This window comes from Streptomyces sp. NPDC050448 (genome assembly GCF_040655295.1).
In the GTDB taxonomy this organism is placed as follows: Bacteria; Actinomycetota; Actinomycetes; order Streptomycetales; family Streptomycetaceae; genus Streptomyces.
Map to the genome: position 1 here is coordinate 367,798 of NZ_JBFAJR010000001.1, position 24,936 is coordinate 392,733.

Below are 24,936 nucleotides of genomic sequence, written 5' to 3' on the forward strand. Positions count from 1 at the left end.
GGGCTCCGTCAGGGGCGGGTCACCGAGGACACCGGCATCATCCCGACCGGGTCGTACCGCACCCGCGCCCCCGGGTACGGGGCGTGCACCACCTGGCCGTTGCCGACGTACATGGCGACGTGGCTCGCGTCCGAGCGGTACGTGACCAGGTCGCCGGGCTGCGCCTGCGAGAGCGGGACCCGGCGGCCCGCGTACCGCTGGGCCTGCGAGGTGCGCGGCAGGGAGACGCCCGCCTGCCGGTACGACCACACCATCAGCCCGGAGCAGTCGAACCCGGAGGGCCCGGTGGAGCCCCAGACGTACGGGCGGCCGACCGCGGCCCGGGCGGCCATCACGGCGGTCGCGGCGCGGCCGGAGGAGGGGCCGGAGGAGGGGCCGGAGGAGGGGCCGGAGGAGGGGCCGAGCGTGTTCGGGTCGGGCAGCCCGTCGGGGCGGCCGCCGGAGCGCGAGGCCCGCTCGAAGTCGGCCCGCTCCTGCGAGGGCATGGCGTTGAGGACTCGGCGGGCCGCGGCGAGCTTGGCCGTGACGGCCCGCTTCTGGCGGGCCACGTCGGCGCGTACGGCGTCGAGTTCCGCGAGCTTCTGCGAGGCCTCGTGGCGCTGCTGGCCCAGTCGGCGCTGCTCCTTGCGCAGTTCGTCGAGCTGCCGGGTCTGCCGGTCGCTCAGCCGCTCCAGTTGGGAGGCCTTGTCGAGGTACTCGTCCGGGTCGTCGGAGAGCATCAGCTCGACGGCGGGGTCGATGCCGCCGGAGCGGTACTGGGCTCCGGCGAAGGTGCCGAGAACTCCGCGCATGGTGTTGATGCGGTCCTGGCCGCGGGCCAGTGCGTCCTGGTCCCGGTCGATCTCGGTGCGGAGCCTGTCGGCCCGCTCGCCCGCCTGGTTGTAGCGCTCGGTGGCCTGTTCGGCCTCTTCGAAGAGCCGGTCGACCTGGGCGCGGGTGGCGCTCGGGGGCTCCTGCGGCCGGGCCGGGGCCGCACTCGCGGTCGCGCCCGCCATGGCTGCCGCGGCGGTGGCCATGGCGGCGGTGAGGACGGTGACCTTGGTCTTCCGGTCGAGGCTGCCGAGCCCGGGCCGGCGATGGGACGCCACGTGGAACCGCTCCCTTGCACTGCGCGGGACCGGGTCCGCCCTCCGTGGACGGCCGTGTGCCGGGTTCCGCGCTGGCAGACAGTAGCCGCGCGGCCACACACCGGCCAACGGCCGCCGGAGGGCAGACACAGTGACGCCCCGCCGGAGACGCAGGTCACCGGCGGGGCGTGTGGTCACAGCGGGGCCGCGGAATTCGCCCGGATGGGCGGTGTGCGACGCGTCCGACGGGCCGGTCCCGAGCGGGGCCCGGGGACGTCCGGCGAACGTCAGCCGACGCGGACGCCGAACTGGAACGGCATGTTGCCGATGGCCTCGTACTTGACGCCGCCGCGCGGGTTCGAGGCGTGCAGGACCATGCCGTTGCCCGCGTACAGGGCGACGTGGTGCAGGTCCGAGTAGAAGAACACCAGGTCGCCCGGCTGCAGCTGGCTCTGGCCGATGCGCGTGCCGTCGTTGACCTGGGTGTAGGTGACGCGCGAGATGCTGACGCCGGCCTGCTTGTAGGCCCACTGGGTCAGCCCCGAGCAGTCGAACGCGCTCGGCCCGGTGGCGCCGGAGACGTACGCCATGCCCAGCTTGGTCTTGGCGGCCTCCAGGGCGGCGCCGGCGCGGCCCGAGGCCTTGACGTTGCCGAGGTCGGCGCGGTCGCCGGCGCCGCGGCTGGCGCGGGTGTCCTCGTCCTTGATGGCCGCGCGCTCCTGCGCGGTCAGGGTGTTGAGGAGGGCCTGGGCCTCGGCGAGCTTGTCCTGCGAGGCCTTCTTCTTCTCGCCGAGCTCCTTGCGGGTGGCGTCGAGGTCCGCGAGCTTGCCGGAGGCCTCCTGGCGCTGCTGCGCGAGCGCGCGCTGCTTGGCCTGGATCTTCTGGACCGCTTCGACCTGCTTGCCGCTCAACTGCTCCAGGGTGGAGGCCTTGTCGAGGTAGGTCTCGGGGTCGCCGGAGAGGAAGAGGGCGACGGACTGGTCCATGCCGCCGGTGCGGTACTGGGCGCTCGCCATCGAACCCAGCGTGGTGCGCAGCTGGTTGAGCTCGTCCTGGCCGCGGGCGACCTGGTCCTGGAGCTGGCCGATCTCCTTCTCGAGCGTCTCCTGGTGCTGCTTGGCCCCGTTGAACTTCTCGGTGGCCTGCTCCGCCTCTTCGTAGAGCGCGTCGACCTGGGCCTTGACTTCATCCTTGCTCGGCTGGGCCGGAGCGGCGGAGGCGCCGTGTGCGGAAAGGGCGACGGCCGCGGCGGCCGTGGCGGTGAGCACGGTCACACGAGTGCGGGTCGGCTGCTTGGGTCGACGGTGGGACGCCACGAAGGCGAGCTCCTTCTTCCTCGAGCCGCCGAAGGAACACAACTCGGCGACACCTCCGCCGCCACCCCGAATGAGTGATCTGCCGCACGAAGGTTTGAGCAGACCCTAGTGACCCGGCTGTGATCAGTTCAAATCCTGCCGGGAAAAAACTCGCCCGCCGACCAGGTTCTTTACCTACAGCCCACGCTCTGTGCAGGGCACTTGACGGTACGTTCCCTGTCGGCCATCAGAAATCGGGCATTCCGCCGAGGAGTTACGAAACACGTGAAAGCCGCTTCAGCAACAAAGCGGACGCCACCGGCCGGGCGCCGGCCTTCGCCACCCCGTCGGCCACCTCGCGGTCCGTGGAGACCACGACCACCGGCCGGCCGGGCGGTTCCGCGCGCACCAGCTGGCGGATCAGCTCGTCCGCCGTCACACCGGGCTTCGAGAACAGCACCCGTACCCCGCGCGGCGGGGCGAGCAGCACCGGGGCCGCCAGTTCCGCGCCGTCGAAGACACAGGTCATCTCCGCACCGGTCTGCGCGGCCAGCATCGACAGCCCGCCCAGCAGCCGCAGCCGCTGCTTCTCCAGCGGCATCGTCGGATAGCCGGTCTTGGTCACGTTGTAGCCGTCGACCACCAGATGGGCCTGAGGCAGCGCCAACAACTGGTCCAGCAGCGCCGGATCGGTCTCCGACAGGGCCCGTGCCGCGATGTCCTTCGGGGTCATCCGGCCCGGCTCCACCGCGTCCACGGTGTCGGCCGGCCTCGTCGACAGGGGCGGCAGCGCCAGCTCGCGGCGCAGTCCCTGGGCAGCGTCCAGCACGGTGTCCAGCAGCAGCCGCAGCCGCATGTCCTCGACGCTGCGGCCCTCGCGGGTGGCCCGGCGGGAGGTCTCCAGCGCCGCCTCGACCTCCGCGAGGCGGGACTTGAGCCGCCGGGTCTCGCTCTCGGCGGCGGCCACCTGCGCGGCCGCCTCGCCCCGGATCCCGTCGATCTCGGCGGTGACCTTGCGCAGGGCCGCCTCGCCGCGCTTCACATCGCTCTGGGCACTGCGCAGCTTGCGCTGAAGCGATTCCGCTTCCTTGCGCGCCGCGTCCAGCTCGGCCCGCACCTGCTCGCCGCCGAGGCGCTGCAGGTCCCGCGCCTGGGCCAGTTCCTCGCGGAGCCGGTCCAGTTCGCGCCGGGTCTCCTCGCCGACCCGCTCGGCGTCGGCGCGCTGCGCCTCCTCGCCCGCGGCGGCCACCAGCTTCACCCAGCCGACCGGCCTCAGCACGTACGCGGCGGCCGCCACGTCCAGCGGGTCCGCGGCGGCGGGCGGGGCGCCTGCCTCCAGCGCACCGGCCAGCTCGGCCTGGGCCTCGCGCACCTTCTCGGCGACACGGCCCCGGAAGACGGGGTCCGTCTCCACGGCCGCGGCCATGGCGTTGCCCGCGAACTTGGCGCGCCGGGACGGGGTGAACCGGGCGTACTGGCGCAGCTGCGCCGGGAGGTCCGCGACCGTCAGTCCGCCGAAGGCGTCCGAGACGAGCGCGACGACCCGGCGCCGCACGCCTTCGGGCAGCGGGCGGTCGAGCACCTCCGCGGCGTCGCCGGCCGCATCGGCCGGCTCAGCGCCGCTTGCTGGCTCCACAATCCGTCACCCCTACCGTGATCTACCTGTGGGCCCGGCTCCGTCAGGAGTCCGCGCCCGGCCTGTCCACGAGCTCGATCTGGTCCACCGCGTTGCACCACCGGCAGCGGACCGACTCGATGGTCTCATTGACCACCTCACGCTCCTCGACCTTGGGCTCCCCGGCAAGATCCAGGTGGACGTACTCCACGACCTTCGACGAACGAGTGACATCGAAACGCGTGAGGTTGCCGCACAGCGTGCAGCGCCACCGGGTGGTGTCGGTCGGCAGGGGAACCGTCATCAGGCCGCTCTCTCCTTCGTAGCTGCTTCAATTAAAGCCGCCGTCTGCGTCAATCGGCGGGCCGCAGCACGTAACCCTACGGCCTGCCGGTGCTCCGGGTGGGTCCGCTTGGGTCATGCTCGATCGCATGATCGTAAGGTGGCAGGCCCTCCGCGAGGCCGCCCGGGGCCCGGTGGTCGTCCACGCGCTGATCGCCGGCTGCTGCGTGGTGTTCCTGCTCGGCCCGGCCTCGGGGCTGAATCCCTCGTACGGGAGGACGGGCGAGCGGTTAGTGGAGAGGGGGACCGCGTACTTCCGGCTCTGGGGGGTGGTCCCGAACGAGTTGTTCACCGGGTCCGCGCGGGCGCTGCTGACCCCGCTCACCGCCCTGTTCGTGCACGGCAGCTGGCTGCACCTGCTCGGCAACATGCTCTTCCTCTACGTCTTCGGCGTGATGACGCAGGAGCGGATGGGCCGACCGGAGTTCCTGTCGTTCTACGTCTGTACGGGGTACCTCGCCCTGGCGGCGTACGCGGCGGCCAACGCCTCCTCGGCCCAGACCCTGGTCGGCGCGTCCGGCGCGATCTCGGCGGTGCTGGGGGCCTTCCTGTGCCTGTTCCCGCGCGCGCGGGTGACGAGCCTGTTCCCCTTCCTCCTCTTCCTCCCGCTGCGCTTCCCGGCGTGGATCGTCCTTCTGTTCTGGTTCGCCCTCCAGTGGCTGGCGGCGCACCGCGCGGGAAGCGGCCCGGGGGTGGCGTACCTCGCCCACCTGGTGGGCTTCTCGCTCGGCTTCGTCTACGCGTGGGTGCGCTATCGGCGTACGACTAGAGTGAGGAGACCAGCGACGGCCACCGAGGGAGACAGCCAGCCGTGATCACCGCGATCGTGCTCATCAAGACCAGCGTGGACCGCATCCCCGAGATCGCCGAGGCCGTCGCCGCGCTGGACAGCGTCAGCGAGGTCTACTCCGTCACCGGGAAGTACGACCTGATCGCCCTGGTCCGCGTGGCCCGCCACGAGAACCTGGCGGACATCATCCCGGGCAGCATCAGCAAGATCCCGGGCGTGGAGGCGACGGACACCCACGTGGCGTTCCGCACGTACTCCCAGCACGACCTGGAAGCGGCGTTCGCCATCGGCCTCGACGCGTAGCGACCGACCGGGGGGACAGAGCCCCGCCCGGGACCGCGGCGTGGCGGGGTGGCTCCGCTCCGGACCTCTCGCCGTGCGGCACGGGCCGGGCCCGGCCATGATCCGCCGGACACCCCCTAGACGGCCGGGACGCAGCGGCCTTCCTCCGTGCGGTACTGCCACTTGGCGCCGTCGGCGACGAGTTCCTGCACCGCGCGGACGAAGCGGTCCACGTGCTCGTCGGGGGTGCCCGCGCCGAAGCTGACGCGGATCGCGTTCAGCGACCGCTCGCCCGGGGCCGCCTCGGGGGCCCCGCATTCGCCCTGGGCCTGCGGCTCGCTGCCGAGCAGGGTGCGGACCAGCGGGTGGGCGCAGAACAGGCCGTCGCGGACCCCGATCCCGTACTCCGCGGACAGCGCGGCCGCGAAGTGCGAGCTGTTCCAGCCGTCCACCACGAAGGAGATGACGCCGACCCGCGGGGCGTCGTCCCCGAAGAGGGACAGGATCCGGACCGCCGGGACCTGCGCCAGGCCGCCCCGGACCTTCGCGATGAGGTGCCGCTCGCGGGCGACGAGGTTCTCGAAGCCGGCCTCGTCCAGCGCCCGGCAGGCGGAGGCGATGGAGTACACGCCGATGACGTTCGGGGAGCCGGCCTCGTGGCGGGCGGCCGTGGTGTGCCACTCGACGTCGACGCCGCCGTCCTCGCGGCGGGCGACCTTCCGCGAGGCACCGCCGCCGGCGAGGTACGGCTGCGCCTGCCGGAGCCAGTCCGCGCGGCCGGCCAGCACGCCCGAGCCGAACGGCGCGTACAGCTTGTGCCCGGAGAAGGCCACCCAGTCCACGTCCAGCTCCTGCACGGAAACGGCGTGGTGCGGGGCCAGTTGGGCGGCGTCAAGGACGACCCGCGCGCCGTGGGCGTGCGCGGCGGCGGCGAGCTCCTTGACCGGCCACAGCTCACCGGTGACGTTGGACGCGCCGGTGACGCAGACCAGGGCCGGGCCGTAGGGCTCCCGGTCGGCCAGCGCCCGCTCCAGGGTCGCGACGGCCTGGGCCGGGGTCCGGGGGGCGTTGAGGTACGTCACCTGCGCGTCGCCCCACGGCAGCAGCGAGGCGTGGTGCTCGGTCTCGAAGACGAAGACCTGGCAGCCGGCGGGGAGTACGGCGGCGAGCAGGTTCAGGGAGTCGGTGGTGGACCGGGTGAAGACGACCTGGTCGGCGGGGCGGCAGTCGAGGAACTCGGCGACCGTGGCGCGGCTCTGCTCGAAGAGGTCGGTGGAGAGCTGGGAGAGGTAGCCGGCGCCGCGGTGCACGCTGCCGTAGTAGGGGGCGTACGCGGCGACGTCGTCCCAGACCCGCTGGAGGGCGGGGGCGCTGGCCGCGTAGTCGAGGGCCGCATAGGTGACCTCGCCGCCGGTGACGAGCGGGACGGTGACGTCCCGGCCGAGGACCGGCAGCGGCTCGGCACAGGCGGGGTCGACCGGGGCGGTCACGGTGTCGGCGGTGACGGTGGCGACGGCGGTGGCGACGGCGTTCGGGTACGTGGACATGGCGGTATCTCCCGGCAGGGCAGGCTGAATGGCTCCGGATGGCCCGTACGCGGGTGCACGCATGCGCGGACGCACGTGCGGCAGGGGTACGGGAGTTGCCTCGACGCGCGGACGACTGGGGGCCGCACGGAGGGTGAAGAAGGGGCGGAGTCGCCCTATCGCATTCGCTTGCTCACGGAAAACGCTCCTCGAGAGACCAGGACCCCTGGTGTCGAGGGATCCGCGCTTGCCGTAGGCCTTTCTGCCTACGACCTGGTCATCACCCGGGGCACCCCGCCACGGAAGGAGGGTTGCCGGACAGCAAGCCGGGGCCGAAACGCTGTCACTCGTGACCTGGTCAGCATCCTGCCACAAGATCCCTCACGCGCAAGACCCCGGTCCGCATGCTGGACCGGGGTCGCCCGTTTCACGCCGTTCTCGCACCGCTACGCGTTGCTGGCCGCCACCCAGCGGTCCAGGGCCGCCCGGGCGGAACCCGAGTCGACGGCCTCCGCCGCCCGGGTGATGCCGGCGCGGATCTGGTCCTCCAGGGAGCCCGTGCCGGGGGCCAGGGCCACCAGGGCCGTCGCCGCGTTCAGCAGCACCGCGTCGCGGACCGGGCCGGTCTCGCCGGCCAGCACGCGGCGGGCGACATCCGCGTTGTACGAGGCGTCCGCGCCGCGCAGCTGCGCGACGTCGACCAGGGGGATGCCCACGTCGCGCGGGTCGAAGGGCTGCTCGTCCACCCGGCCGTCGCGGACCCACCACACCCGGGAGGTGGCGGTGGTCGTGAGCTCGTCCAGGCCGTCGTCGCCGCGGAACACCAGCGCCGAGGAGCCGCGCTCCGCCAGGACGCCCGCCACGATGGGGGCCACCCGGGCGTCCGCCACGCCCGTGGCCTGCGCCCGTACCCGCGCCGGGTTGGTCAGCGGGCCGAGGAAGTTGAAGGTGGTCCGGATGCCCAGCTCCCTGCGGGCCGCGGCCACGTGCCGCAGCGCCGGGTGGAACCTCACCGCGAAGCAGAAGGTGATGCCGGCCTCCTCGGCGACCTCGACCACCCGCGCCGGGGTGAGGTCCAGGTTGACGCCGAGCTTCTCCAGCACGTCCGAGGAACCGCTCGCGCTCGACGCGGCCCGGTTGCCGTGCTTGACCACCTTGGCGCCGGTACCGGCGACCACGATCGACGACATCGTCGAGATGTTCACCGTTTTGGCCCCGTCGCCGCCCGTGCCGACGATGTCCACCGTCCGGCCCGGCACCTCGATCAGCTTGGCGTGCGCGTACATGGAGCGTACGAGGCCGTTGATCTCCGCGACGGTCTCCCCCTTGGCCCGCAGCGCCACCATGAAGCCGGCGATCTGGGCGTCGGTGGCCTCCCCGCGCATGATCCGGTCCATGGCCCAGGCCGATTCGTCGGCGCGCAGGTCCTGGCCGGTCAGCAGGGCGTCGAGAATGCCCGGCCAAGTGGGGGTACCCCCGGACGGAGTCTGGGGGAGGGCCGGCACCCCACCGGCGTCAGCCGGACTCTGACCGCTCATGGTCTGCTCCTGGATCCGTCGGCAAGCACTGAGGACTCCACCCTATCCACCCCCGGTGACGGCAAAGAGCCCCGTCCAGACACTGGACGGGGCTCTCGCCGTGGCGACACCAGGACTGACCGAAATCAGTCCCTCAAGCGGGATCAGTGGTGGCCGTGGCCGCTCTGGATCTCCTTGTACTCCTCCACCGTGGGCTTCGGAATCTGGTTGTTCTCGGCGTAGAAGCCCTTGCTGAGCTTCGCGCGGAGCTTCTCCGTGCGGCCGACCTTGCGCTCGACACCGTTCTCGTCGACCGTCGGGCCGATCTCGACCGGCTTGTACTGCTCGTGCGCGGTGAGCGTGTGCAGCTTGGCCTGCGACAGCGGCTCGTGGACCTCGACGAACTCACCGTGCGGCAGGCGCTTGATGATGCCGGTCTCGCGACCGTGCAGCACCTTGTCGTGGTCCCGGCGCTGCAGGCCGAGGCAGATGCGCTTGGTGGCGATGAACGCGAGGACCGGGACGACGAAGAAGCCGATCCGGACGAACCACGTGATGTTATTGATCGAGAGGTGGAAGTACTGCGCGAACATGTCGTTTCCACCGCCGATCAGCAGCACGATGTACTCCGCGATCCAGGCGACACCGAAGGCCGTACGGGTCGGGACGTTGCGCGGGCGGTCCAGGATGTGGTGCTCGCGCTTGTCCCCGGTGACCCAGGACTCGATGAACGGCCAGACGGCGATCGCGCCCAGCACCACCGGGAAGATCAGCAGCGGGATGAACACGCCCAGGACGAGCGTGTGGCCCCACAGGTTGATCTCCCAGCCCGGCATGGCACGGATCAGGCCTTCCGGCATACCCATGTACCAGTCGGGCTGCGCACCGGTGGACACGTGGTCCGGGCGGTACGGGCCGAGCGCCCAGATCGGGTTGATCGAGGCGATCGCCGCGATGGCCGCGATGACACCGAAGACCAGGAAGAAGAAGCCTCCGGCCTTGGCCATGTAGACCGGCAGCAGCGGCATGCCGACGACGTTGTTGTTCGTCTTGCCGGGACCCGCGAACTGGGTGTGCTTGTGGTAGAAGACCAGGATCAGGTGGGCCACCAGCAGGCCCATCATGATGCCGGGCAGCAGCAGGATGTGGATCGAGTAGAACCGCGAGACGAAGTCGCCGCCCGGGAACTCGCCGCCGAAGAGGAAGAACGAGATGTACGTGCCGACGATCGGCACGGACAGGATCGCGCCCTCCATGAAGCGGACACCGGTGCCCGAGAGCAGGTCGTCCGGCAGGGAGTAACCGGTGAAACCGGTGAACATGCCGAGGACCAGCAGCAGGAAGCCGAAGATCCAGTTGACCTCGCGCGGCTTGCGGAACGCGCCGGTGAAGAAGACGCGCATCATGTGCACGACCATGCCCGCGACGAAGATCAGGGCCGCCCAGTGGTGGATCTGCCGGATGAGCAGACCGCCGCGGACCTCGAAGCTGATGTCCAGCGTCGAGGCGAAGGCCTCGGACATCTGGACGCCCTGCATCGGCACGTACGAGCCGTGGTACACGACCTCGTTCATGCTCGGGTGGAAGAACAGCGTCAGGTACACACCCGTGAGGATGATGATGATGAAGCTGTAGAGGCAGATCTCACCCAGCATGAAGGACCAGTGGTCCGGGAAGATCTTGCGCATGTTGGACTTGGCCAGGCTGTAGATGCCCAGGCGGCCGTCCGCCCAGTCGGCTACCCGCTCGCCGGCCGGTGCTTTGCGCTTCGAATCGGTGGCAGTGCTCATCCGCGCTCCCAGAATGCAGGACCGACGGGCTCTTCGAAGTCGCCGAGCGCCTCGAGGAAGCCTTCGCCGTTCACGCCGATCCGCAGCTGCGGAAGCGCGTGGCCGGCCGGGCCGAAGATGACACGGGCGCCGTCGGAGAGGTCGAAGGTGGACTGGTGGCACGGGCAGAGCACGTGGTGCGTCTGCTGCTCGTACAGGCTGATCGGGCAGCCGACGTGGGTGCAGATCTTCGAGTAGGCCACGATGCCCTCGTGGGACCACTCGAGTTCCTGCTTGTCCTTGATGTCCTCCGGCTTGATCCGGACGATCATCAGGGCGGCCTTGGCGATCTGCGTCTGGAAGTCGTGCTGCTCCTCCTCCAGGCCCTCCGGCCTGGCGAAGGTCAGCGAACCGACCTGCACGTCCTCGGGACGCAGCGGCTCGTTCGTGTTGTCGTTGATGAGCAGCTTGCCCTTGGCCCACACGGTGTGACGGAGCTTCTCCTCCGGCAGCGGGCCCAGGTCGCGCAGGATCATGACGGCGGACAGCGGCAGCATGGCCAGCGCGCCCAGCATCGTGTTGCGGATCAGCGGGCGGCGGGCGATGCCGGACTCGTTCGCACCGTCGGCGAAGTCCTGCATGACCTTCGCCTTGACCTCCGGCGGCGCCGCGATCTCGTGGCGCTCGTCGGCGACCTCCACGTCGGACATCAGGGTGCGGGCCCAGTGGACCGCGCCCGCGCCGATGCAGAAGAGGGCGGTGCCCAGGGTCAGACCCAGGGCGAAGTTGAGCCCGCTCACCTTCCCGATGGGGAAGATGTAGATGATCTTGTCGACCGGGATGGTCACGTACGAGACGATGAAGCCGATCGTGGCCAGCATCGACAGCGTGAACAGCATCGCCACGGTGCGCTCGGAGCGCTTCGCGGCCCGCTCGTCGATGTCCTGGATACGGGGCTTGTGGACCGGAAGGCCCGGGTCGGCGAACGGGTCGTCCGCGACTGCTACGCCACCGTGGTGCGCGTCGCCCTGCTCGCTCGGCAGGTGCTTCTCTTCGGGAATGTCTTGGCTACTCATGACTTCTTGGCCTTAGCGGTGTGGGCCGCGACCCAGACGGCGACAGCGATCAGCGCACCCAGGCCGAAGATCCAGCCGAACAGACCCTCGGAGACGGGGCCGAGGCCACCGAGCTTCAGGCCGCCAGGGCTGACCGACTTCTCGCCGTTCACGTGCTGGATGTACGCGATGATGTCCTTCTTCTCCTTCGTCGGCATGGTGCTGTCCGGGAAGGAGGGCATGTTCTGCGGGCCGGTGAGCATGGCCTCGTAGATGTGCTTCGGCTCGACGCCCTCAAGGTTGGGGGCGTACTTGCCGTTCGTCAGTGCGCCGCCTTCGCCGGTGAAGTTGTGGCACTGCGCGCAGTTGTTGCGGAACAGCTCACCACCCCTGGCGATGTCGGCGCCCGCCGGGTCGTACTGCTTCTCGGTCGGCACGATCGGGCCGGCGCCGAGGGAGGCGACGTACGCGGCCAGCTGGTCGGTCTGCGCCTGGGAGTAGATGACCGGCTTCTTCGGCACCTGGGCGCCGGGCTGCTGGGCGGGCATGCGGCCCGTGCTCACCTGGAAGTCGACGGCTGCGGAGCCGACGCCGACCAGGCTGGGGCCGTCAGTGGAACCCTGACCGCCGGTTCCGTGGCAGCTTGCGCAGCCCACGGCGTAGAGCTTCTTGCCCTCCTCGATGGCGAGGGACTGGGCGGTTTCATCGGCCTGCGCCTTGCCCGCAGGGGCGAAGGCGGCGTACAGCCCCCCAGTGGCCGCCAGCGCGAGGAGTAGAACGACGACCGCCGCCAGCGGATGGCGTCGTCGTGCGGAGAGCTTTTTCACGGATTACCCCGGTGTCAGGATCTTCTGCGTCGGTGTTTCTGGATGGAGTGCCGGGCCTGGCCCGGTGACGTGTTCGCTACTTGATCAGGTAGATCGTCGCGAAGAGGCCGATCCAGACGACATCGACGAAGTGCCAGTAGTAGGACACGACGATGGCCGACGTGGCCTGTTCGTGGGTGAACCTCTTGGCCGCGTACGTCCGGCCGAGGACCAGCAGGAAGGCGATGAGACCGCCCGTCACGTGCAGGCCGTGGAACCCGGTGGTCAGGTAGAACACGGAGCCGTACGGACCGGACGAGAGGCTCAGGCCCTCGTGCTTGACCAGCTCGGTGTACTCGAACACCTGGCCGCCAATGAAGATCGCACCCATAACGAAAGTGATCATGAACCACGATCGGAGCTTCTTCACGTCACCGCGCTCTGCGGCGAATACGCCGAGCTGGCAGGTGAGGGAGGAAAGCACCAGGACCGTCGTGTTCGTCGCCGAGAAGGGCAGATTCAAGGCCGAAGCCTGCTCTGTCCAGTACTCGGCGCCTGTCACGGATCGCAGGGTGAAGTACATCGCGAAGAGGGCCGCGAAGAACATCAGCTCGGAACTCAACCAGATGATGGTTCCGACGCTGACGAGGTTCGGCCGGTTGACCGTCGGGTGCGCGTGCCCGGTATCTACTGTCGTTGCTGTCGCCACGACCGACATTATGTCGGTCGCTTATCCCGCCCTCACCCCGGGGGGTGCCGTTCGGAGTGTCAGGGGCGTGTGCAAGGCCCGAACGGCCCATCAGATCGGCCCTGCGCGTTCGTCGGCAAGGCTGTCAGAACCGATGTTGACACCGGGTCGGACGGAGTAGCATCCCGCGCAACATCAACGTTGTTCACGGCACCGTGGAGGAACGAAATGCGCTCGACTGCACGGGTTCTGGTCTACAGCGACGACGCGAGCACCCGGGAGCAGGTGCGGCTGGCGGCCGGGCGCAGGCCGGCCGCGGACCTGCCGCCGGTCGAGTTCGTGGAATGCGCCACCCTCCCGGCCGTCCTGAGCGAGCTGGACGCGGGCGGGATCGACGCCTGCGTGCTCGACGGCGAGGCGGTTCCGGCCGGGGGCATGGGCGTGTGCCGGCAGATCAAGGACGAGATCTTCCGGTGCCCGCCCGTGCTGCTGCTGATGGGGCGTCCGCAGGACGCCTGGCTGGCCACCTGGAGCCGCGCGGACGCGGCGGTGACCCTGCCGGTCGACCCGGTGGAGTTCGCCGACGCCCTGGCGGTCCTGCTGCGCTCCCGGCTTTCGCTGGACGCGTAGGGGGTGTCCGGCCCTGATCCGCCGGACACCCCCTGGCCGGCATGCACTGGCGCGCAGGGGCCTGTGTCGGCTCCTGCGCGCCGGCGACCGGGACCGGGGCCCCGGGCGGGTGCCGGGGAGGCCGGCCGGATCCGGGCCGCGGGCCTGCGGGCTCAGACCTGCGGGCGCAGGCGGGCCTGGTCGATCGGACTGCGGCCTTCCTGGGTGCCCTTGAGGAGGGCGCTGCCGTCGCGCCACACCTTCCAGTCCAGGTTCCAGTCGCCGAAGCCGTTGCCGAAGGGCTCCATCTCGTCGCCGATGCTGTTGATCACCTTGACGATGTCGCCCTCGGAGATGTTCTCGAAGAACCAGGCGGCATTGCCCGTGCTCATGCCGGTGCAGCCGTGGCTGACGTTCTCGTAGCCCTGTGAATCGACGGACCACGGCGCGGCGTGGACGTATTCACCACTCCAGGTGACGCGGGCCGCGTAGTAGACGGGCAAGTTGTAGTACTCGCTGCCGCCGATGCCCACGGTGTCGCCGCGCATCTGGACGTAGTACTGCTTGCCCAGCACCACCTTGACCCCGTTGCGGGTGGAGTAGCCGGGCTTTCCGGTGGTCACCGGAATGGTGTTGATCACTTCTCCGTTGCGCTTGAACGTGAGGTAGTGGGAGGACGCGTCGGTGATGACCTCGACGCGGTCCCCGATCTCCAGCTTCAGCGGCTTGCTGGCGGCCCCGTGGAGCTCGTCGGAGATCTTGATGCCCTCCAGATTGCTCCGTACGGAGACGGTGGAGTGGGCGGGCCAGTACTCCTTGGGGCGGAAGTGCAGGTTCTTGTCGTCCACCCAGTGCCAGGCGCCCTCGACGCCCGACGGCGTGTCGACCTCCAGGCCCCGCTCCACGATCGCGCGGGCGGCCTTGTCCGTGACGGGCACGTTGAGTGCGGCAGTAAGGGGCTGTCCGACGCCGTACTTGCCCTCGTCCGGCCCGAATTCGACGTTCAGGACCTTCTTGGCCGGAGTGGTCTCGAACGTCAGCCTGCGCTGCCCTGGAGCGCCGCGCTCGTCCTCGGTGTCCACCAGGACCGTGTAGTGGGCGCCGGCGGCCATCGGGACGGTGCTGTGCCAGCGGTCCCCCTTGGCGCTCAGCTCGCCCGCGAGGCGGCGGCCCCGGGCGTCCACGGCGGTCACGTCGGTGATCCGGCCGGCGCCCCCCTTGGCGGTGATCTCCAGGGGCCGGTCGGGGTCGACGGGCCGGTTGCCCGGGGGCTGGTTGAAGACGACTTGGTCGCCCGCGTCGTACGGGCGGGCTGACAGCGGGTTGCCTCCGGGCCCGCAGCCGGAGGCGCCGGCCCCGAGGGACGCGACCAGCGCGGAGCAGCTGAGAACCGTCCAAAGACGCGGTGAGTGCTTCATGGAGCCAACGCTATGAAGGTATGACCATTACGGCGCGCGGGGTGACTGCAAACGAGGGGCCCGGACTCCTCCGTTGGAGGAGTCCGGGCCCCAGGTCCTTGCCTTGCTGCGGTCCTACTGGTTCTGGTTCTCACCGCGGTAGTACTCGTACACCCAGCCCCACAGGCCGATCACGATGATCGGGGCCGAGAAGTACATGAGCCACCAGCCGAAGATGACGCCCATGAACGCGAGTGCACCGCCGATGCCCAGCGAGAGCGGCTGCCAGCTGTGCGGGGAGAAGAACCCCAGCTCGCCCGCCTCGTCGGCGACGTCGGCCTCCAGGTTGTCCTGGGCCATCTCGTCCACGCGCTTGGCCGTGAAGGCCAGGTAGTAGCCGATCATGACGCTCAGGCCGAAGCCCAGGAAGAGCGCGGTGGTTCCGACGGGCTCCTTCGACCACACGCCGTACACGACGGCCATGATCAGGATGAAGAGGGAGAGCCAGAGGAACATCTTGCCCTGGATCTTCACTTGCCGGCCTCCTTGCCACCGGTGACGGCCTTGGCGGCGACGCTGTGGTCCTCGAGGTGGTCGAGGGCCGCGATCTCAGGGTGGTGCAGGTCGAACGCCGGGGATTCGGAACGGATCCGCGGCAGGGTGAGGAAGTTGTGCCGCGGCGGCGGGCAGGACGTCGCCCACTCGAGCGAACGGCCGTAGCCCCACGGGTCGTCGACCTCGACCTTCTTGCCGTACTTCGCCGTCTTCCAGACGTTGTACATGAACGGCAGCATCGACATGCCCAGCAGGAACGAGCTGATCGTCGAGATCGTGTTCAGGGTGGTGAAACCGTCGGCCGCGAGGTAGTCCGCGTAACGACGCGGCATGCCCTCGGCACCCAGCCAGTGCTGCACCAGGAACGTGCCGTGGAAGCCGATGAACAGCGTCCAGAAGGTGATCTTGCCGAGGCGCTCGTCCAGCATCTTGCCCGTGAACTTCGGCCACCAGAAGTGGAAGCCGGCGAACATCGCGAACACCACGGTGCCGAAGACGACGTAGTGGAAGTGCGCGACGACGAAGTACGAGTCGGAGACGTGAAAGTCCATCGGGGGCGAGGCCAGGATGACGCCGGTCAGACCACCGAAGGTGAAGGTGACCAGGAAGCCGATCGTCCAGAGCATCGGGGTCTCGAAGGACAGCGAGCCCTTCCACATGGTGCCGATCCAGTTGAAGAACTTCACACCGGTCGGGACCGCGATCAGGAAGGTCATGAAGGAGAAGAACGGCAGCAGCACACCGCCGGTGACGTACATGTGGTGGGCCCACACGGTCACGGAGAGGCCGGCGATCGCGATCGTCGCACCGATCAGACCGATGTAACCGAACATCGGCTTGCGGGAGAAGACCGGGATGATCTCGGAGACGATTCCGAAGAACGGTAGCGCGATGATGTACACCTCTGGATGGCCGAAGAACCAGAAGAGGTGTTGCCACAAGAGCGCGCCGCCGTTTGACGCATCGAACACGTGCGCACCGAACTTGCGGTCGGCCTCCAGCGCGAAGAGCGCGGCGGCCAGCACCGGGAAGGCGAGCAGGACCAGGACACCGGTCAGCAGCACGTTCCAGGTGAAGATCGGCATGCGGAACATCGTCATGCCGGGGGCGCGCATGCAGATGATCGTGGTGATGAAGTTGACCGAGCCGAGGATCGTGCCGAAGCCCGAGAAGGCCAGACCCATGATCCACATGTCGGCGCCGATGCCCGGCGAGCGGACCGCGTCCGACAGCGGGGAGTAAGCGAACCAGCCGAAGTCGGCGGCGCCGTTCGGCGTGACGAAGCCGGCCACCGCGATGGTCGAGCCGAAGAGGTACATCCAGTACGCGAACATGTTCAGCCGCGGGAACGCCACGTCGGGCGCGCCGATCTGCAGCGGCATGATCCAGTTCGCGAAGCCCGCGAAGAGCGGGGTGGCGAACATCAGCAGCATGATCGTGCCATGCATGGTGAACGCCTGGTTGAACTGCTCGTTCGACATGATCTGCGTACCCGGACGGGCCAGCTCGGCGCGCATGAGGAGCGCCAGCAGACCGCCGATGATGAAGAACACGAACGACGTGACCAGGTACATCGTGCCGATGGTCTTGTGGTCGGTAGTGGTCATCCACTTCACGACGACATTGCCCGGCTGCTTGCGCCGCACCGGCAGCTCGTTTTCATACGAGTCGGCGGCGGCACCCTGAGATTCGTTGAGGATGCTCACAGTTTGTTCGTCTCCGCATTCCGGGCCGGGTCAGTCTGCTTGATGCCGGCCGGGAGGAAGCCGGTCTGCCCCTTCTCGGCCAGTTCCTTGAGGTGCGCCCGGTATGCCTCGGGCGAGACGACCTTGACGTTGAAGAGCATCCGGGAGTGGTCGACGCCGCAGAGCTCGGCACACTTGCCCATGAAGGTGCCCTCCTGGGAGGGGATCACCTCGAAGACGTTGGTGTGGCCCGGGATGACGTCCTGCTTGAACAGGAAGGGGACCACCCAGAAGGAGTGGATGACGTCGTTCGACGACAGGATGAAGCGGACCTTCTCGCCCTTGGGCAGCCACAGCGTCGGGCCGGGGTTGCCGGTCTCCGGGTTGTGGTCGCCGGGAACGCCCTTCTCGTAGACGCCTTCGGCGCCCGCGGGGAATTCCTTGGTGAAGCGGTCCGGGATGTTGGCGAGCTCCTTGGGAACCTCGCCCGCCTTCGGGGTGGCCGCATCGCCGTCGACGTTCTCGACGTAGTTGAAGCCCCAGCTCCACTGGAAGCCGACCACGTTGATCGTGTGTGCCGGCTTGGGGGTGAGCGCGAGCAGCTTCGACTCGTCACGCGCGGTGAAGTAGAACAGCACCGAGACGATGATGAGCGGGACCACGGTGTACAGCGCCTCGATGGGCATGTTGTACCGGGTCTGCGGGGGGACCTCCACCTTCGTCCGGCTGCGCCGGTGGAAGATGACGCTCCAGATGATCAGGCCCCAGACCAGGATGCCCGTGATCAGAGCGGCTGCCCACGACCCCTGCCACAGGGACAGGATGCGAGGCGCCTCCTCCGTGACCGGATAGGGCATTCCGAGGCGGGGGAAGTCTTGCCAGTTGTACGAGCAACCAGTGGCGGTCGCCAGGACCGCGCCCGCAGTCAGCACCTGCAGCAGCTTCCGCCGCATCGGGGGCCGCGGCGAGCGGTCGGAGCCGTAGGGACTCACGTAGCGCCTTCCCGAGAGTCTCGGCCCGCGCGGCCGGCCGCGGCCGTATTCGGGTCGGTCGCCGGCCCTGACGCAGGCAGGGGTTTGGATGTTTATGCGGACCAAACCCTACTGGACGCTATTTGGGGTCGCGCGGGGAGGGTGCCCAACGCGCCGCTACTGCCCCCGAAGGGATGGATCGGCCGTACGGGGGACGGCTCAACACCCCCTGAATGGCGGCCTCCGGTGGCATCTGACGGCCCCTGACCTCGAAAGGTGCCGGCCGCCGGTTAGCGTGGCCGGATGCCGTACTTCGACACCGCGTCCGCCGCCCCCCTGCACCCCGTGGCCCGGCAGGCGTTGCAGGCCTCCCTGGACGAGGGCTGGGCGGACCCCGCCCGGCTCTACCGGGAGGGCCGGCGCGCCCGGCTGCTGCTCGACGCGGCGCGCGAGGCGGCGGCGGAGGCGGTGGGCTGTCGTCCCGACGAGCTCGTGTTCACTCCTTCGGGGACACACGCGGTTCACACGGGGGTCGCGGGAGTCCTCGCCGGGCGCCGGCGCGTCGGCGGTCATCTGGTCGTATCAGCGGTGGAGCACAGTTCCGTCCTCCATGCGGCGGAGGCGCACGAGGCCGCCGGGGGAACGGTGACCCAGGTCCCCGTGGACCGCACGGGTGCGGTGTCCCCGGCCGGATACGCCTGCGCACTGGACGCGTCGACGGCCCTGGCCTGCCTCCAGTCGGCCAACCACGAGGTGGGCACGGTCCAGCCGGTGGCGGAGGTGGCCGAGATCTGCGCGGCGGCGGGGGTGCCGCTGCTGGTGGACGCGGCGCAGTCGCTGGGCTGGGGCCCGGTCGGGGGCGGCTGGTCGGTGCTCACCGCGAGCGCGCACAAATGGGGCGGGCCGGCCGGAGTCGGGCTGCTGGCGGTCCGCAAGGGAGTCCGGTTCTCGCCCCAAGGACCCGCCGACGAGCGGGAGTCGGGCCGCTCCCCCGGCTTCACGAACCTCCCGGCGATCGTGGCGGCTGCGGCCTCGCTGCGGGCGGTACGGGCCGAGGCCGACGCGGAGGCGGCCCGGCTGCGGGTCCTGGTGGACCGCATCCGGCGGCGCGTGGCGCGGCTGGTGCCGGACGTGGAGGTGGTCGGGGACCCGGAGCGGCGGCTGCCGCACCTGGTCACGTTCTCCTGCCTGTACGTCGACGGCGAGACGCTGCTGCACGAGTTGGACCGGGCGGGCTACTCCGTCTCGTCCGGCTCCTCCTGCACCAGCTCCACGCTGACCCCGAGTCATGTGCTGCAGGCGATGGGCGTGCTGTCGGAGGGGAACGTACGGGTCTCCCTGCCGCCGGGGACGACGGCGGAGGAGGTGAACGGCTTCCTGGAGGTCCTGCCCGGGGTGGTGGCGGGGGTCCGCGCCACGCTCGGCGTGGGCGAACCGGTGGCCGCGGAGCCGGTGTCGGACGCACTGGAGATCGACGCGCTGGGCCTGCGCTGCCCGCAGCCGGTGATCGAGCTGGCCCGGGTCATCGCCGCGGTGCCGGTCGGCGGGACCGTGACCGTCCTGTCGGACGACGAGGTGGCCCGGCTGGACATCCCCGCGTGGTGTGCGATGCGCGGCCACGCCTACCTGGGCGAGGCCCCCCGCCCGGTGGGAGTGGCCTACACGGTCCGCCGCCAGGTGTGACGGGCCGGTCGCCCCAGACGCCGGCGGGGCTGATGTCAGCCCCGCCGGCGTTCGAGGCGCGGGGGCAGCGCCCCCGCACCGGCGGCTACGCGGCCAGGTGGGCCCGGACGTCGGCCGCGGCGGGCTCGCCGTAGGCCTTCGTGAAGCGCTCCATGAAGTGCGCACGCGCCAGCGTGTACTCCTGGGTGCCCAGCGTCTCGATCACCAGCGTCGCCAGCATGCAGCCGACCTGCGCGGCCCGCTCCAGGCCCACACCCCAGCCCAGGCCGGTCAGGAACCCGGCGCGGAACGCGTCGCCGACGCCCGTCGGGTCGACCTTCGCCGCCTCCTCCGGGCAGCCGACCACGATCGGCTCCTCGCCGACCCGCTCGATCCGCACGCCCCGCGAGCCCAGCGTCGTCACCCGGGTGCCGACCTTGGCGAGGATCTCCGCGTCCGACCAGCCGGACTTCGACTCGATGAGGCCCTTCTCGTACTCGTTCGAGAAGAGGTACGTCGCCCCCTCCATCAGGGTGCGGATGTTCTCGCCGTCCATCCGGGCGATCTGCTGCGAGAAGTCCGCCGCGAACGGGATCCCCCGCGTCCGGCACTCCTCCGTGTGGCGCAGCATCGCCTCGGGGTCGTCGGCGCCGATGAGGACCAGGTCGAGCCCGCCCACCCGGTCCGCGACCGCCTTCAGCTCGATCAGGCGGGCCTCGCTCATCGCGCCCGTGTAGAAGGAGCCGATCTGGTTGTGGTCGGCGTCCGTGGTGCACACGAAGCGCGCGGTGTGCAGCACCTCGGAGATCCGCACGGAGGCGGTGTCGACGCCGTGCCGGTCCAGCCACGCGCGGTATTCGTCGAAGTCGTAGCCGGCCGCGCCGACCAGGATCGGGCGGGTGCCGAGCTGGCCCATGCCGAAGCAGATGTTCGGGCCGACGCCGCCCCGCCGTACGTCGAGGTTGTCGACGAGGAAGGAGAGGGAGACCGTGTGCAGCTGGTCCGCGACGAGCTGGTCGGCGAAGCGGCCGGGGAAGGTCATGAGGTGGTCGGTGGCGATGGAGCCGGTGACTGCGATGCGCACGGCGTGGATGCTCCTGCGGAGGACGGCGAGGGGACAGTCAAAACTACCCGGTCCCGGCCCGGCAGCCGACCGCATGAAACTACCCCGTAGTAGGTCTTTCTTCGCCCACCGCGCCGTGCCTACCGTGCCCCATGACCTATACCGATGGTTTCGGGTACGCCGGGAACGCCGGGAACGCCGAGAACACTGCCGACACGCAGCGCGGCTTCGCACGGCTGCTGGGTGACTGCGCCAGGATGGCCCCGCACTGGGCGGTCCCGGCGGACCCGCGGCCGGACCGGGTGGCGCCCTCCCAGATCCACGGGATCAGCGTCCCGCCGGCCTCGGCCCGCCTGATCGCCTCCACGGCCGAGTACGGCGACTAGGGGGTGTCCGGCGGATCAGGGCCGGATAGCCCGGGTCGTCTGGTGCCGTGGATTGCAAGGCGGAGGAGGGAGCCACTGCGGTGGGGGCACCTCCCAGCGGTAGCTGGGGGACATTGGCGACCGACGACAACGCGGCAAGGCGCGGTGCCTGGGGGTCCCCCCGGACGGAGTCTGGGGGAGGCCCGGGCCCGGCCATGGTCCGCCGGACACCCCCTGGGGTGTCCGGTCTTCGGGAGCCGTTTTCCGCAAGCGCGGAACCGGTTTGCCGTCTGTTCCGTCACAGCCGCATCAGCCACTGCGGTACGGGCGAAGGAGCAAGCGGTGACCAGCGAACAACCCGACACATCACGCGGCACACGGCGGCGGCCGGCCTGGGCCATCGGCTCGATCGCGGCCGCCGTCCTGCTCGCGGGCGGCGGTACGGCGTACTGGGCGTCGACGGCCTACGGCGACGGTACGCCGCGCGGTCGTACGGGTGACAGCGCGGCCTCGGCGCCCCGCGTCGCGCCGAACCCCTCCGGGCCGGGCATCGCCCCCGGCGAGCCGGATCCGCACGGCAGCGGGGTCACGTACCGGGCGGACGTCGCGCTCCCCGAGGCTCCGGCGACCGTGCCGGCCTTCGCCGCGACCGGCGAGGTCACCTCGGAGGAGGTGGCCCGGCTCGCGACGGCCCTCGGCATCCCGGGCGCCCCGCGGCTGACCGGCGAGTTCTGGCAGGCCGGGGAGAGCGCCGACGGCGCCGGACCCCGGCTCACGGTGAACCTCAAGGCCCCCGGGACCTGGAACTTCTCCCGCTTCCAGGGGACGGGCGGCGCCGGGGACGACTGCCGGCGCGGCAAGGACACCTGCGGCCCGGCCACCCTCCCCCAGGGCGCCCGGAGTGCCCAGGACACGGGCGGCAAGGGCGGTACACCGGTGAGCGAGGAGGCCGCCAGGGCCGCCGCCGCTCCGGTGCTCGCGGCCGCCGGCCAGAGCGGGGCCGCGCTGGACGCCCGGCTCACCCAGGACGCCGTCCGCGTGGTGAACGCCGACCCGGTGATCGGCGGGCTGCCCACGCAGGGCTGGTCCACGAAGGTCAGCGTGGGTGCGGACTCCCAGGTGGTGGCGGGCAGCGGCGAGCTGAAGGCGCCCGTCCGCGCCGCCGAGCAGCCGGTGGTCGGGGCCGTCGAGGCGCTGGCCCGGCTGAACCGGTCCTCGGCCGGGTCGGGCGGTACGGACCCGGGGCCCAGCGGCTGCGCCACCTCGGTCCCGCTGACCCCGGACACCCCGGCCGGGCCCTCGGACACGCTGCCGTGCAACCCGGAGCCGCGCCCGATGAAGCCGCCGCGGACCGAGACCGTGAAGGGGGCCGTGCTCGGGCTGGCCCCGGGGACCGTGGACGGGACGCGCGGCCTGGTGCCGGCCTGGCTGTTCGAGGTGGCGGGCAGCAACGGCGGGCCCGGGCGCACGGTGGTCCAGCCGGCCGGTGAGAACGGCTCCACCGCGCCTTCGGCCCCCAAGGGCGGGCGGACCGTGCCCGGGTTCTCGTACAAGGAGGCCGACCGGACGCTGACCGTGAACTTCTGGGGCGGGATGTGCAGCACCTATGCCCTGGAGGCGCGGGAGGAGGCCGGGTCGGTCATGGTGAAGATCACCGACACCCCGAACGAGCCCGGCCGGGCCTGCATCATGATCGCCCAGGACATGACCGTGTCGACGACCCTCCAGCAGCCGCTCGGCGAGCGCAAGGTGGTCGACGTGACCACGGGCAAGCCGCTCCCCCGGCAGTAGCCCCGTACGCGAAAGAGCCCCCGGCGCCTCTCGGCGCCGGGGGCCCTTTCGTCGTACAGGCTCGCTCCAGGCTTAGCTGAAGGAGTCGCCGCAGGCGCAGGAGCCGGTGGCGTTGGGGTTGTCGATCGTGAAGCCCTGCTTCTCGATGGTGTCGACGAAGTCGATCGAGGCACCGTGCAGGTACGGGGAGCTCATCCGGTCCGTGACGACCTTCACACCGTCGAAGTCCTTGACGACGTCGCCGTCGAGGGAGCGCTCGTCGAAGAAGAGCTGGTAGCGCAGGCCGGAGCAGCCGCCGGGCTGGACGGCGACGCGAAGCGCCAGGTCATCGCGGCCTTCCTGCTCCAGCAGGGTCCTGACCTTCTCGGCGGCGGCGTCGGACAGGAGGATGCCGTCGCTCACAGTGGTCTTGTCGTCCTGTACGGACATCTGCATTCACTCCCGAAGTGGGCGGCTCCCCGCGGAAGCAGGGAAACGTCGGACTCTTGCCGTCGATGGCAACGAGCGGGGCCGCGGATTCATTCCGGACCCGACGTATGTCTTAGATATTCATGCTCGCACACCGTCGTGGGGAGGTGGGCCCGACGGACCGAGTGCTTCATCTCAGGCCAGGAGCTTCACCTCAGGCGAATTCGTCACATCGACACTATCGGCATCGTCAAAGTGACGTGAAGCGGCTATCATAGATAGCGTCAAATAGACGAGAAGTCGAAGCTCTGCTTCAGAAGTCCCCTTGTCGCAGAACAGAAAGGGTGCGTGTCGTGACCACCGCCCAGCCTTTGGACGTCCAGCCGACGCCCCTCGCCCTGCTGCTGCTCGGCCGTGAGGCCGACCCCAAGAGCGAGCGCGGGGTGGAGTGCCCCGGCGACCTGCCCTCGCCGTCGGACCCGGACCTGGTCGCGCGCGCCCGCGCGGCCAAGGAGAAGCTCGGGGACAAGGTCTTCATCCTCGGCCACCACTACCAGCGTGACGAGGTGATCGAGTTCGCCGACGTCACCGGCGACTCCTTCAAGCTGGCCAAGGACGCGGCCGCCAAGCCGGAGGCCGAGTACATCGTCTTCTGCGGCGTCCACTTCATGGCGGAGTCCGCGGACATCCTGACCTCGGACGACCAGAAGGTCGTCCTGCCGGACCTGGCCGCCGGCTGCTCGATGGCCGACATGGCCACCGCCGAGCAGGTCGCCGAGTGCTGGGACGTGCTCACCGAGGCGGGCGTCGCGGGCGCGACGGTCCCCGTGTCGTACATGAACTCCTCCGCCGACATCAAGGCGTTCACCGGCAGGCACGGCGGCACGATCTGCACCTCGTCCAACGCGAAGAAGGCCCTGGAGTGGGCCTTCGAGCAGGGCGAGAAGGTGCTCTTCCTCCCGGACCAGCACCTCGGCCGCAACACCGCCGTCCGCGACATGGGCATGTCCCTCGACGACTGCGTGCTCTACAACCCGCACAAGCCGAACGGCGGCCTGACCGTCGAGCAGCTGCGGGACGCCAAGATGATCCTGTGGCGCGGCCACTGCTCGGTGCACGGCCGGTTCTCCGTCGACTCGGTCAACGACGTGCGCGCCCGCATCCCCGGCGTGAACGTCCTCGTCCACCCCGAGTGCAAGCACGAGGTCGTGGCGGCCGCGGACTACGTCGGCTCGACGGAGTACATCATCAAGGCGCTGGAGGCGGCCCCGGCCGGCTCCAAGTGGGCCATCGGCACCGAGCTGAACCTCGTCCGCCGCCTGGCGAATCGATTCGCGGCGCAGGACAAGGAGGTCGTCTTCCTCGACAAGACGGTCTGCTTCTGCTCGACGATGAACCGCATCGACCTCCCCCACCTGGTGTGGACCCTGGAGTCCCTGGCCGAGGGCACCCTCGTCAACCAGATCCAGGTCGACAAGGAGACGGAGAGCTTCGCGAAGCTCGCGCTCGAGCGGATGCTCGCCCTGCCGTAACGGGCGGAACGGATCGGCGAAGGGGCACCTTCCGGGGTGCCCCTGTCGTTTAACCTCCCCCAACCTCCCCGGTACGGACGGCGAGTTGATCGCCATGACGCAGTACATCGGAGAGAAGGGGCGCCCCGCCGTGCGGGACGCCCCTC

At 70.1% G+C, this 24,936-nt stretch carries 23 protein-coding genes and 1 riboswitch; of the genes, 7 read left to right on the forward strand and 16 right to left on the reverse strand.

Annotated elements, in window-relative coordinates; genetic code table 11:
• Nucleotides 1-8: 8 nt before the first annotated feature.
• The 4 genes from AB0I68_RS01740 to AB0I68_RS01755 all read right to left on the reverse strand — a co-directional run bounded on the left by AB0I68_RS01740 (nt 9) and on the right by AB0I68_RS01755 (nt 4,281).
• Nucleotides 9-1,016 (reverse strand): NlpC/P60 family protein, encoded by a 1,008-nt coding sequence (locus AB0I68_RS01740; protein ID WP_363175370.1) that lies wholly within the window; start codon nt 1,014-1,016, stop codon nt 9-11.
• 338 nt (nt 1,017-1,354) lie between these two features.
• A complete protein-coding gene (locus tag AB0I68_RS01745) occupies nt 1,355-2,383 on the reverse strand; it encodes an NlpC/P60 family protein (RefSeq protein ID WP_363175164.1) in 1,029 nt (342 codons plus the stop codon).
• 253 nt (nt 2,384-2,636) lie between these two features.
• Entirely contained in the window at nt 2,637-4,001 is a 1,365-nt protein-coding gene (locus tag AB0I68_RS01750; RefSeq protein WP_363175371.1) for an NYN domain-containing protein, read from the reverse strand.
• Nucleotides 4,002-4,041: 40 nt separating this feature from the next.
• The gene (locus tag AB0I68_RS01755; RefSeq protein ID WP_008738811.1) at nt 4,042-4,281 is read right to left on the reverse strand and encodes a hypothetical protein; all 240 of its coding nucleotides are present in this window, start codon (nt 4,279-4,281) and stop codon (nt 4,042-4,044) included.
• A 115-nt stretch (nt 4,282-4,396) separates the two neighbouring features.
• Here AB0I68_RS01755 and AB0I68_RS01760 point away from each other — a divergent pair, with 115 nt between their 5' ends.
• Complete coding sequence (locus AB0I68_RS01760) at nt 4,397-5,134, forward strand: rhomboid family intramembrane serine protease (RefSeq protein ID WP_363175165.1); 738 nt, start codon at nt 4,397-4,399, stop codon at nt 5,132-5,134.
• Nucleotides 5,131-5,412, forward strand: coding sequence for an Lrp/AsnC ligand binding domain-containing protein (locus AB0I68_RS01765; RefSeq protein WP_363175166.1), 282 nt, complete (start codon nt 5,131-5,133; stop codon nt 5,410-5,412). The genes AB0I68_RS01760 and AB0I68_RS01765 overlap by 4 nt, the downstream gene beginning before the upstream one ends.
• A 116-nt stretch (nt 5,413-5,528) precedes the next feature.
• Here the strand turns inward: AB0I68_RS01765 and AB0I68_RS01770 are convergent, their stop codons facing one another.
• The 6 genes from AB0I68_RS01770 to AB0I68_RS01795 all read right to left on the reverse strand — a co-directional run bounded on the left by AB0I68_RS01770 (nt 5,529) and on the right by AB0I68_RS01795 (nt 12,782).
• Nucleotides 5,529-6,938, reverse strand: a complete 1,410-nt coding sequence (locus AB0I68_RS01770) for an aminotransferase class V-fold PLP-dependent enzyme (protein ID WP_363175168.1) — start codon at nt 6,936-6,938, stop codon at nt 5,529-5,531.
• A 217-nt stretch (nt 6,939-7,155) separates the two neighbouring features.
• Nucleotides 7,156-7,272: riboswitch (SAM riboswitch) on the reverse strand.
• A 91-nt stretch (nt 7,273-7,363) separates the two neighbouring features.
• Complete coding sequence (gene trpD / locus AB0I68_RS01775) at nt 7,364-8,455, reverse strand: anthranilate phosphoribosyltransferase (RefSeq protein WP_363175169.1); 1,092 nt, start codon at nt 8,453-8,455, stop codon at nt 7,364-7,366.
• Between the two features lie 143 nt (nt 8,456-8,598).
• Nucleotides 8,599-10,224, reverse strand: coding sequence for a cytochrome bc complex cytochrome b subunit (locus AB0I68_RS01780; protein ID WP_363175170.1), 1,626 nt, complete (start codon nt 10,222-10,224; stop codon nt 8,599-8,601).
• Complete coding sequence (locus tag AB0I68_RS01785) at nt 10,221-11,279, reverse strand: Rieske 2Fe-2S domain-containing protein (RefSeq protein ID WP_363175171.1); 1,059 nt, start codon at nt 11,277-11,279, stop codon at nt 10,221-10,223. The genes AB0I68_RS01780 and AB0I68_RS01785 overlap by 4 nt, the downstream gene beginning before the upstream one ends.
• Nucleotides 11,276-12,085 carry a c-type cytochrome gene (locus tag AB0I68_RS01790; protein ID WP_363175172.1) on the reverse strand — a complete coding sequence of 270 codons (810 nt, stop codon included), beginning with the start codon at nt 12,083-12,085 and terminating at the stop codon, nt 11,276-11,278. Before AB0I68_RS01790 ends, AB0I68_RS01785 begins: the two co-directional genes overlap by 4 nt.
• Before the next feature lie 76 nt (nt 12,086-12,161).
• Nucleotides 12,162-12,782 (reverse strand): heme-copper oxidase subunit III, encoded by a 621-nt coding sequence (locus AB0I68_RS01795; RefSeq protein ID WP_363175173.1) that lies wholly within the window; start codon nt 12,780-12,782, stop codon nt 12,162-12,164.
• Between the two features lie 198 nt (nt 12,783-12,980).
• Here AB0I68_RS01795 and AB0I68_RS01800 point away from each other — a divergent pair, with 198 nt between their 5' ends.
• A complete protein-coding gene (locus AB0I68_RS01800) occupies nt 12,981-13,382 on the forward strand; it encodes a hypothetical protein (protein WP_363175174.1) in 402 nt (133 codons plus the stop codon).
• A gap of 152 nt (nt 13,383-13,534) precedes the next feature.
• Here the strand turns inward: AB0I68_RS01800 and AB0I68_RS01805 are convergent, their stop codons facing one another.
• The 4 genes from AB0I68_RS01805 to coxB form a co-directional block, all read right to left on the reverse strand.
• The gene (locus AB0I68_RS01805; RefSeq protein WP_363175175.1) at nt 13,535-14,779 is read right to left on the reverse strand and encodes an Ig-like domain-containing protein; all 1,245 of its coding nucleotides are present in this window, start codon (nt 14,777-14,779) and stop codon (nt 13,535-13,537) included.
• Between the two features lie 114 nt (nt 14,780-14,893).
• Complete coding sequence (locus AB0I68_RS01810; RefSeq protein WP_363175176.1) at nt 14,894-15,292, reverse strand: cytochrome c oxidase subunit 4; 399 nt, start codon at nt 15,290-15,292, stop codon at nt 14,894-14,896.
• Nucleotides 15,289-17,019 (reverse strand): cytochrome c oxidase subunit I, encoded by a 1,731-nt coding sequence (ctaD, locus tag AB0I68_RS01815; protein WP_363175177.1) that lies wholly within the window; start codon nt 17,017-17,019, stop codon nt 15,289-15,291. Before ctaD ends, AB0I68_RS01810 begins: the two co-directional genes overlap by 4 nt.
• Nucleotides 17,016-17,990 carry a cytochrome c oxidase subunit II gene (coxB, locus tag AB0I68_RS01820; protein WP_363175178.1) on the reverse strand — a complete coding sequence of 325 codons (975 nt, stop codon included), beginning with the start codon at nt 17,988-17,990 and terminating at the stop codon, nt 17,016-17,018. The genes ctaD and coxB overlap by 4 nt, the downstream gene beginning before the upstream one ends.
• A gap of 282 nt (nt 17,991-18,272) precedes the next feature.
• Between coxB and AB0I68_RS01825 the strand changes: the two genes are divergently transcribed.
• Nucleotides 18,273-19,652 carry an aminotransferase class V-fold PLP-dependent enzyme gene (locus AB0I68_RS01825; protein WP_363175179.1) on the forward strand — a complete coding sequence of 460 codons (1,380 nt, stop codon included), beginning with the start codon at nt 18,273-18,275 and terminating at the stop codon, nt 19,650-19,652.
• A gap of 85 nt (nt 19,653-19,737) precedes the next feature.
• Here the strand turns inward: AB0I68_RS01825 and AB0I68_RS01830 are convergent, their stop codons facing one another.
• Nucleotides 19,738-20,715: a carbohydrate kinase family protein gene (locus AB0I68_RS01830; protein ID WP_363175180.1), complete on the reverse strand. Its 978-nt coding sequence runs from the start codon at nt 20,713-20,715 to the stop codon at nt 19,738-19,740.
• A 131-nt stretch (nt 20,716-20,846) separates the two neighbouring features.
• On the opposite strand from AB0I68_RS01830, the gene AB0I68_RS01835 reads away from it, so the two are divergent.
• Entirely contained in the window at nt 20,847-21,080 is a 234-nt protein-coding gene (locus tag AB0I68_RS01835) for a hypothetical protein (protein ID WP_363175181.1), read from the forward strand.
• Between the two features lie 321 nt (nt 21,081-21,401).
• Nucleotides 21,402-22,850: a hypothetical protein gene (locus AB0I68_RS01840; RefSeq protein WP_363175182.1), complete on the forward strand. Its 1,449-nt coding sequence runs from the start codon at nt 21,402-21,404 to the stop codon at nt 22,848-22,850.
• Between the two features lie 72 nt (nt 22,851-22,922).
• Here AB0I68_RS01840 and erpA read toward each other — a convergent pair whose 3' ends face one another.
• Entirely contained in the window at nt 22,923-23,279 is a 357-nt protein-coding gene (gene erpA, locus AB0I68_RS01845) for an iron-sulfur cluster insertion protein ErpA (RefSeq protein ID WP_030010511.1), read from the reverse strand.
• Nucleotides 23,280-23,602: 323 nt separating this feature from the next.
• Here erpA and nadA point away from each other — a divergent pair, with 323 nt between their 5' ends.
• Nucleotides 23,603-24,790 carry a quinolinate synthase NadA gene (gene nadA, locus AB0I68_RS01850; protein ID WP_363175183.1) on the forward strand — a complete coding sequence of 396 codons (1,188 nt, stop codon included), beginning with the start codon at nt 23,603-23,605 and terminating at the stop codon, nt 24,788-24,790.
• Nucleotides 24,791-24,936 lie beyond the last annotated feature (146 nt).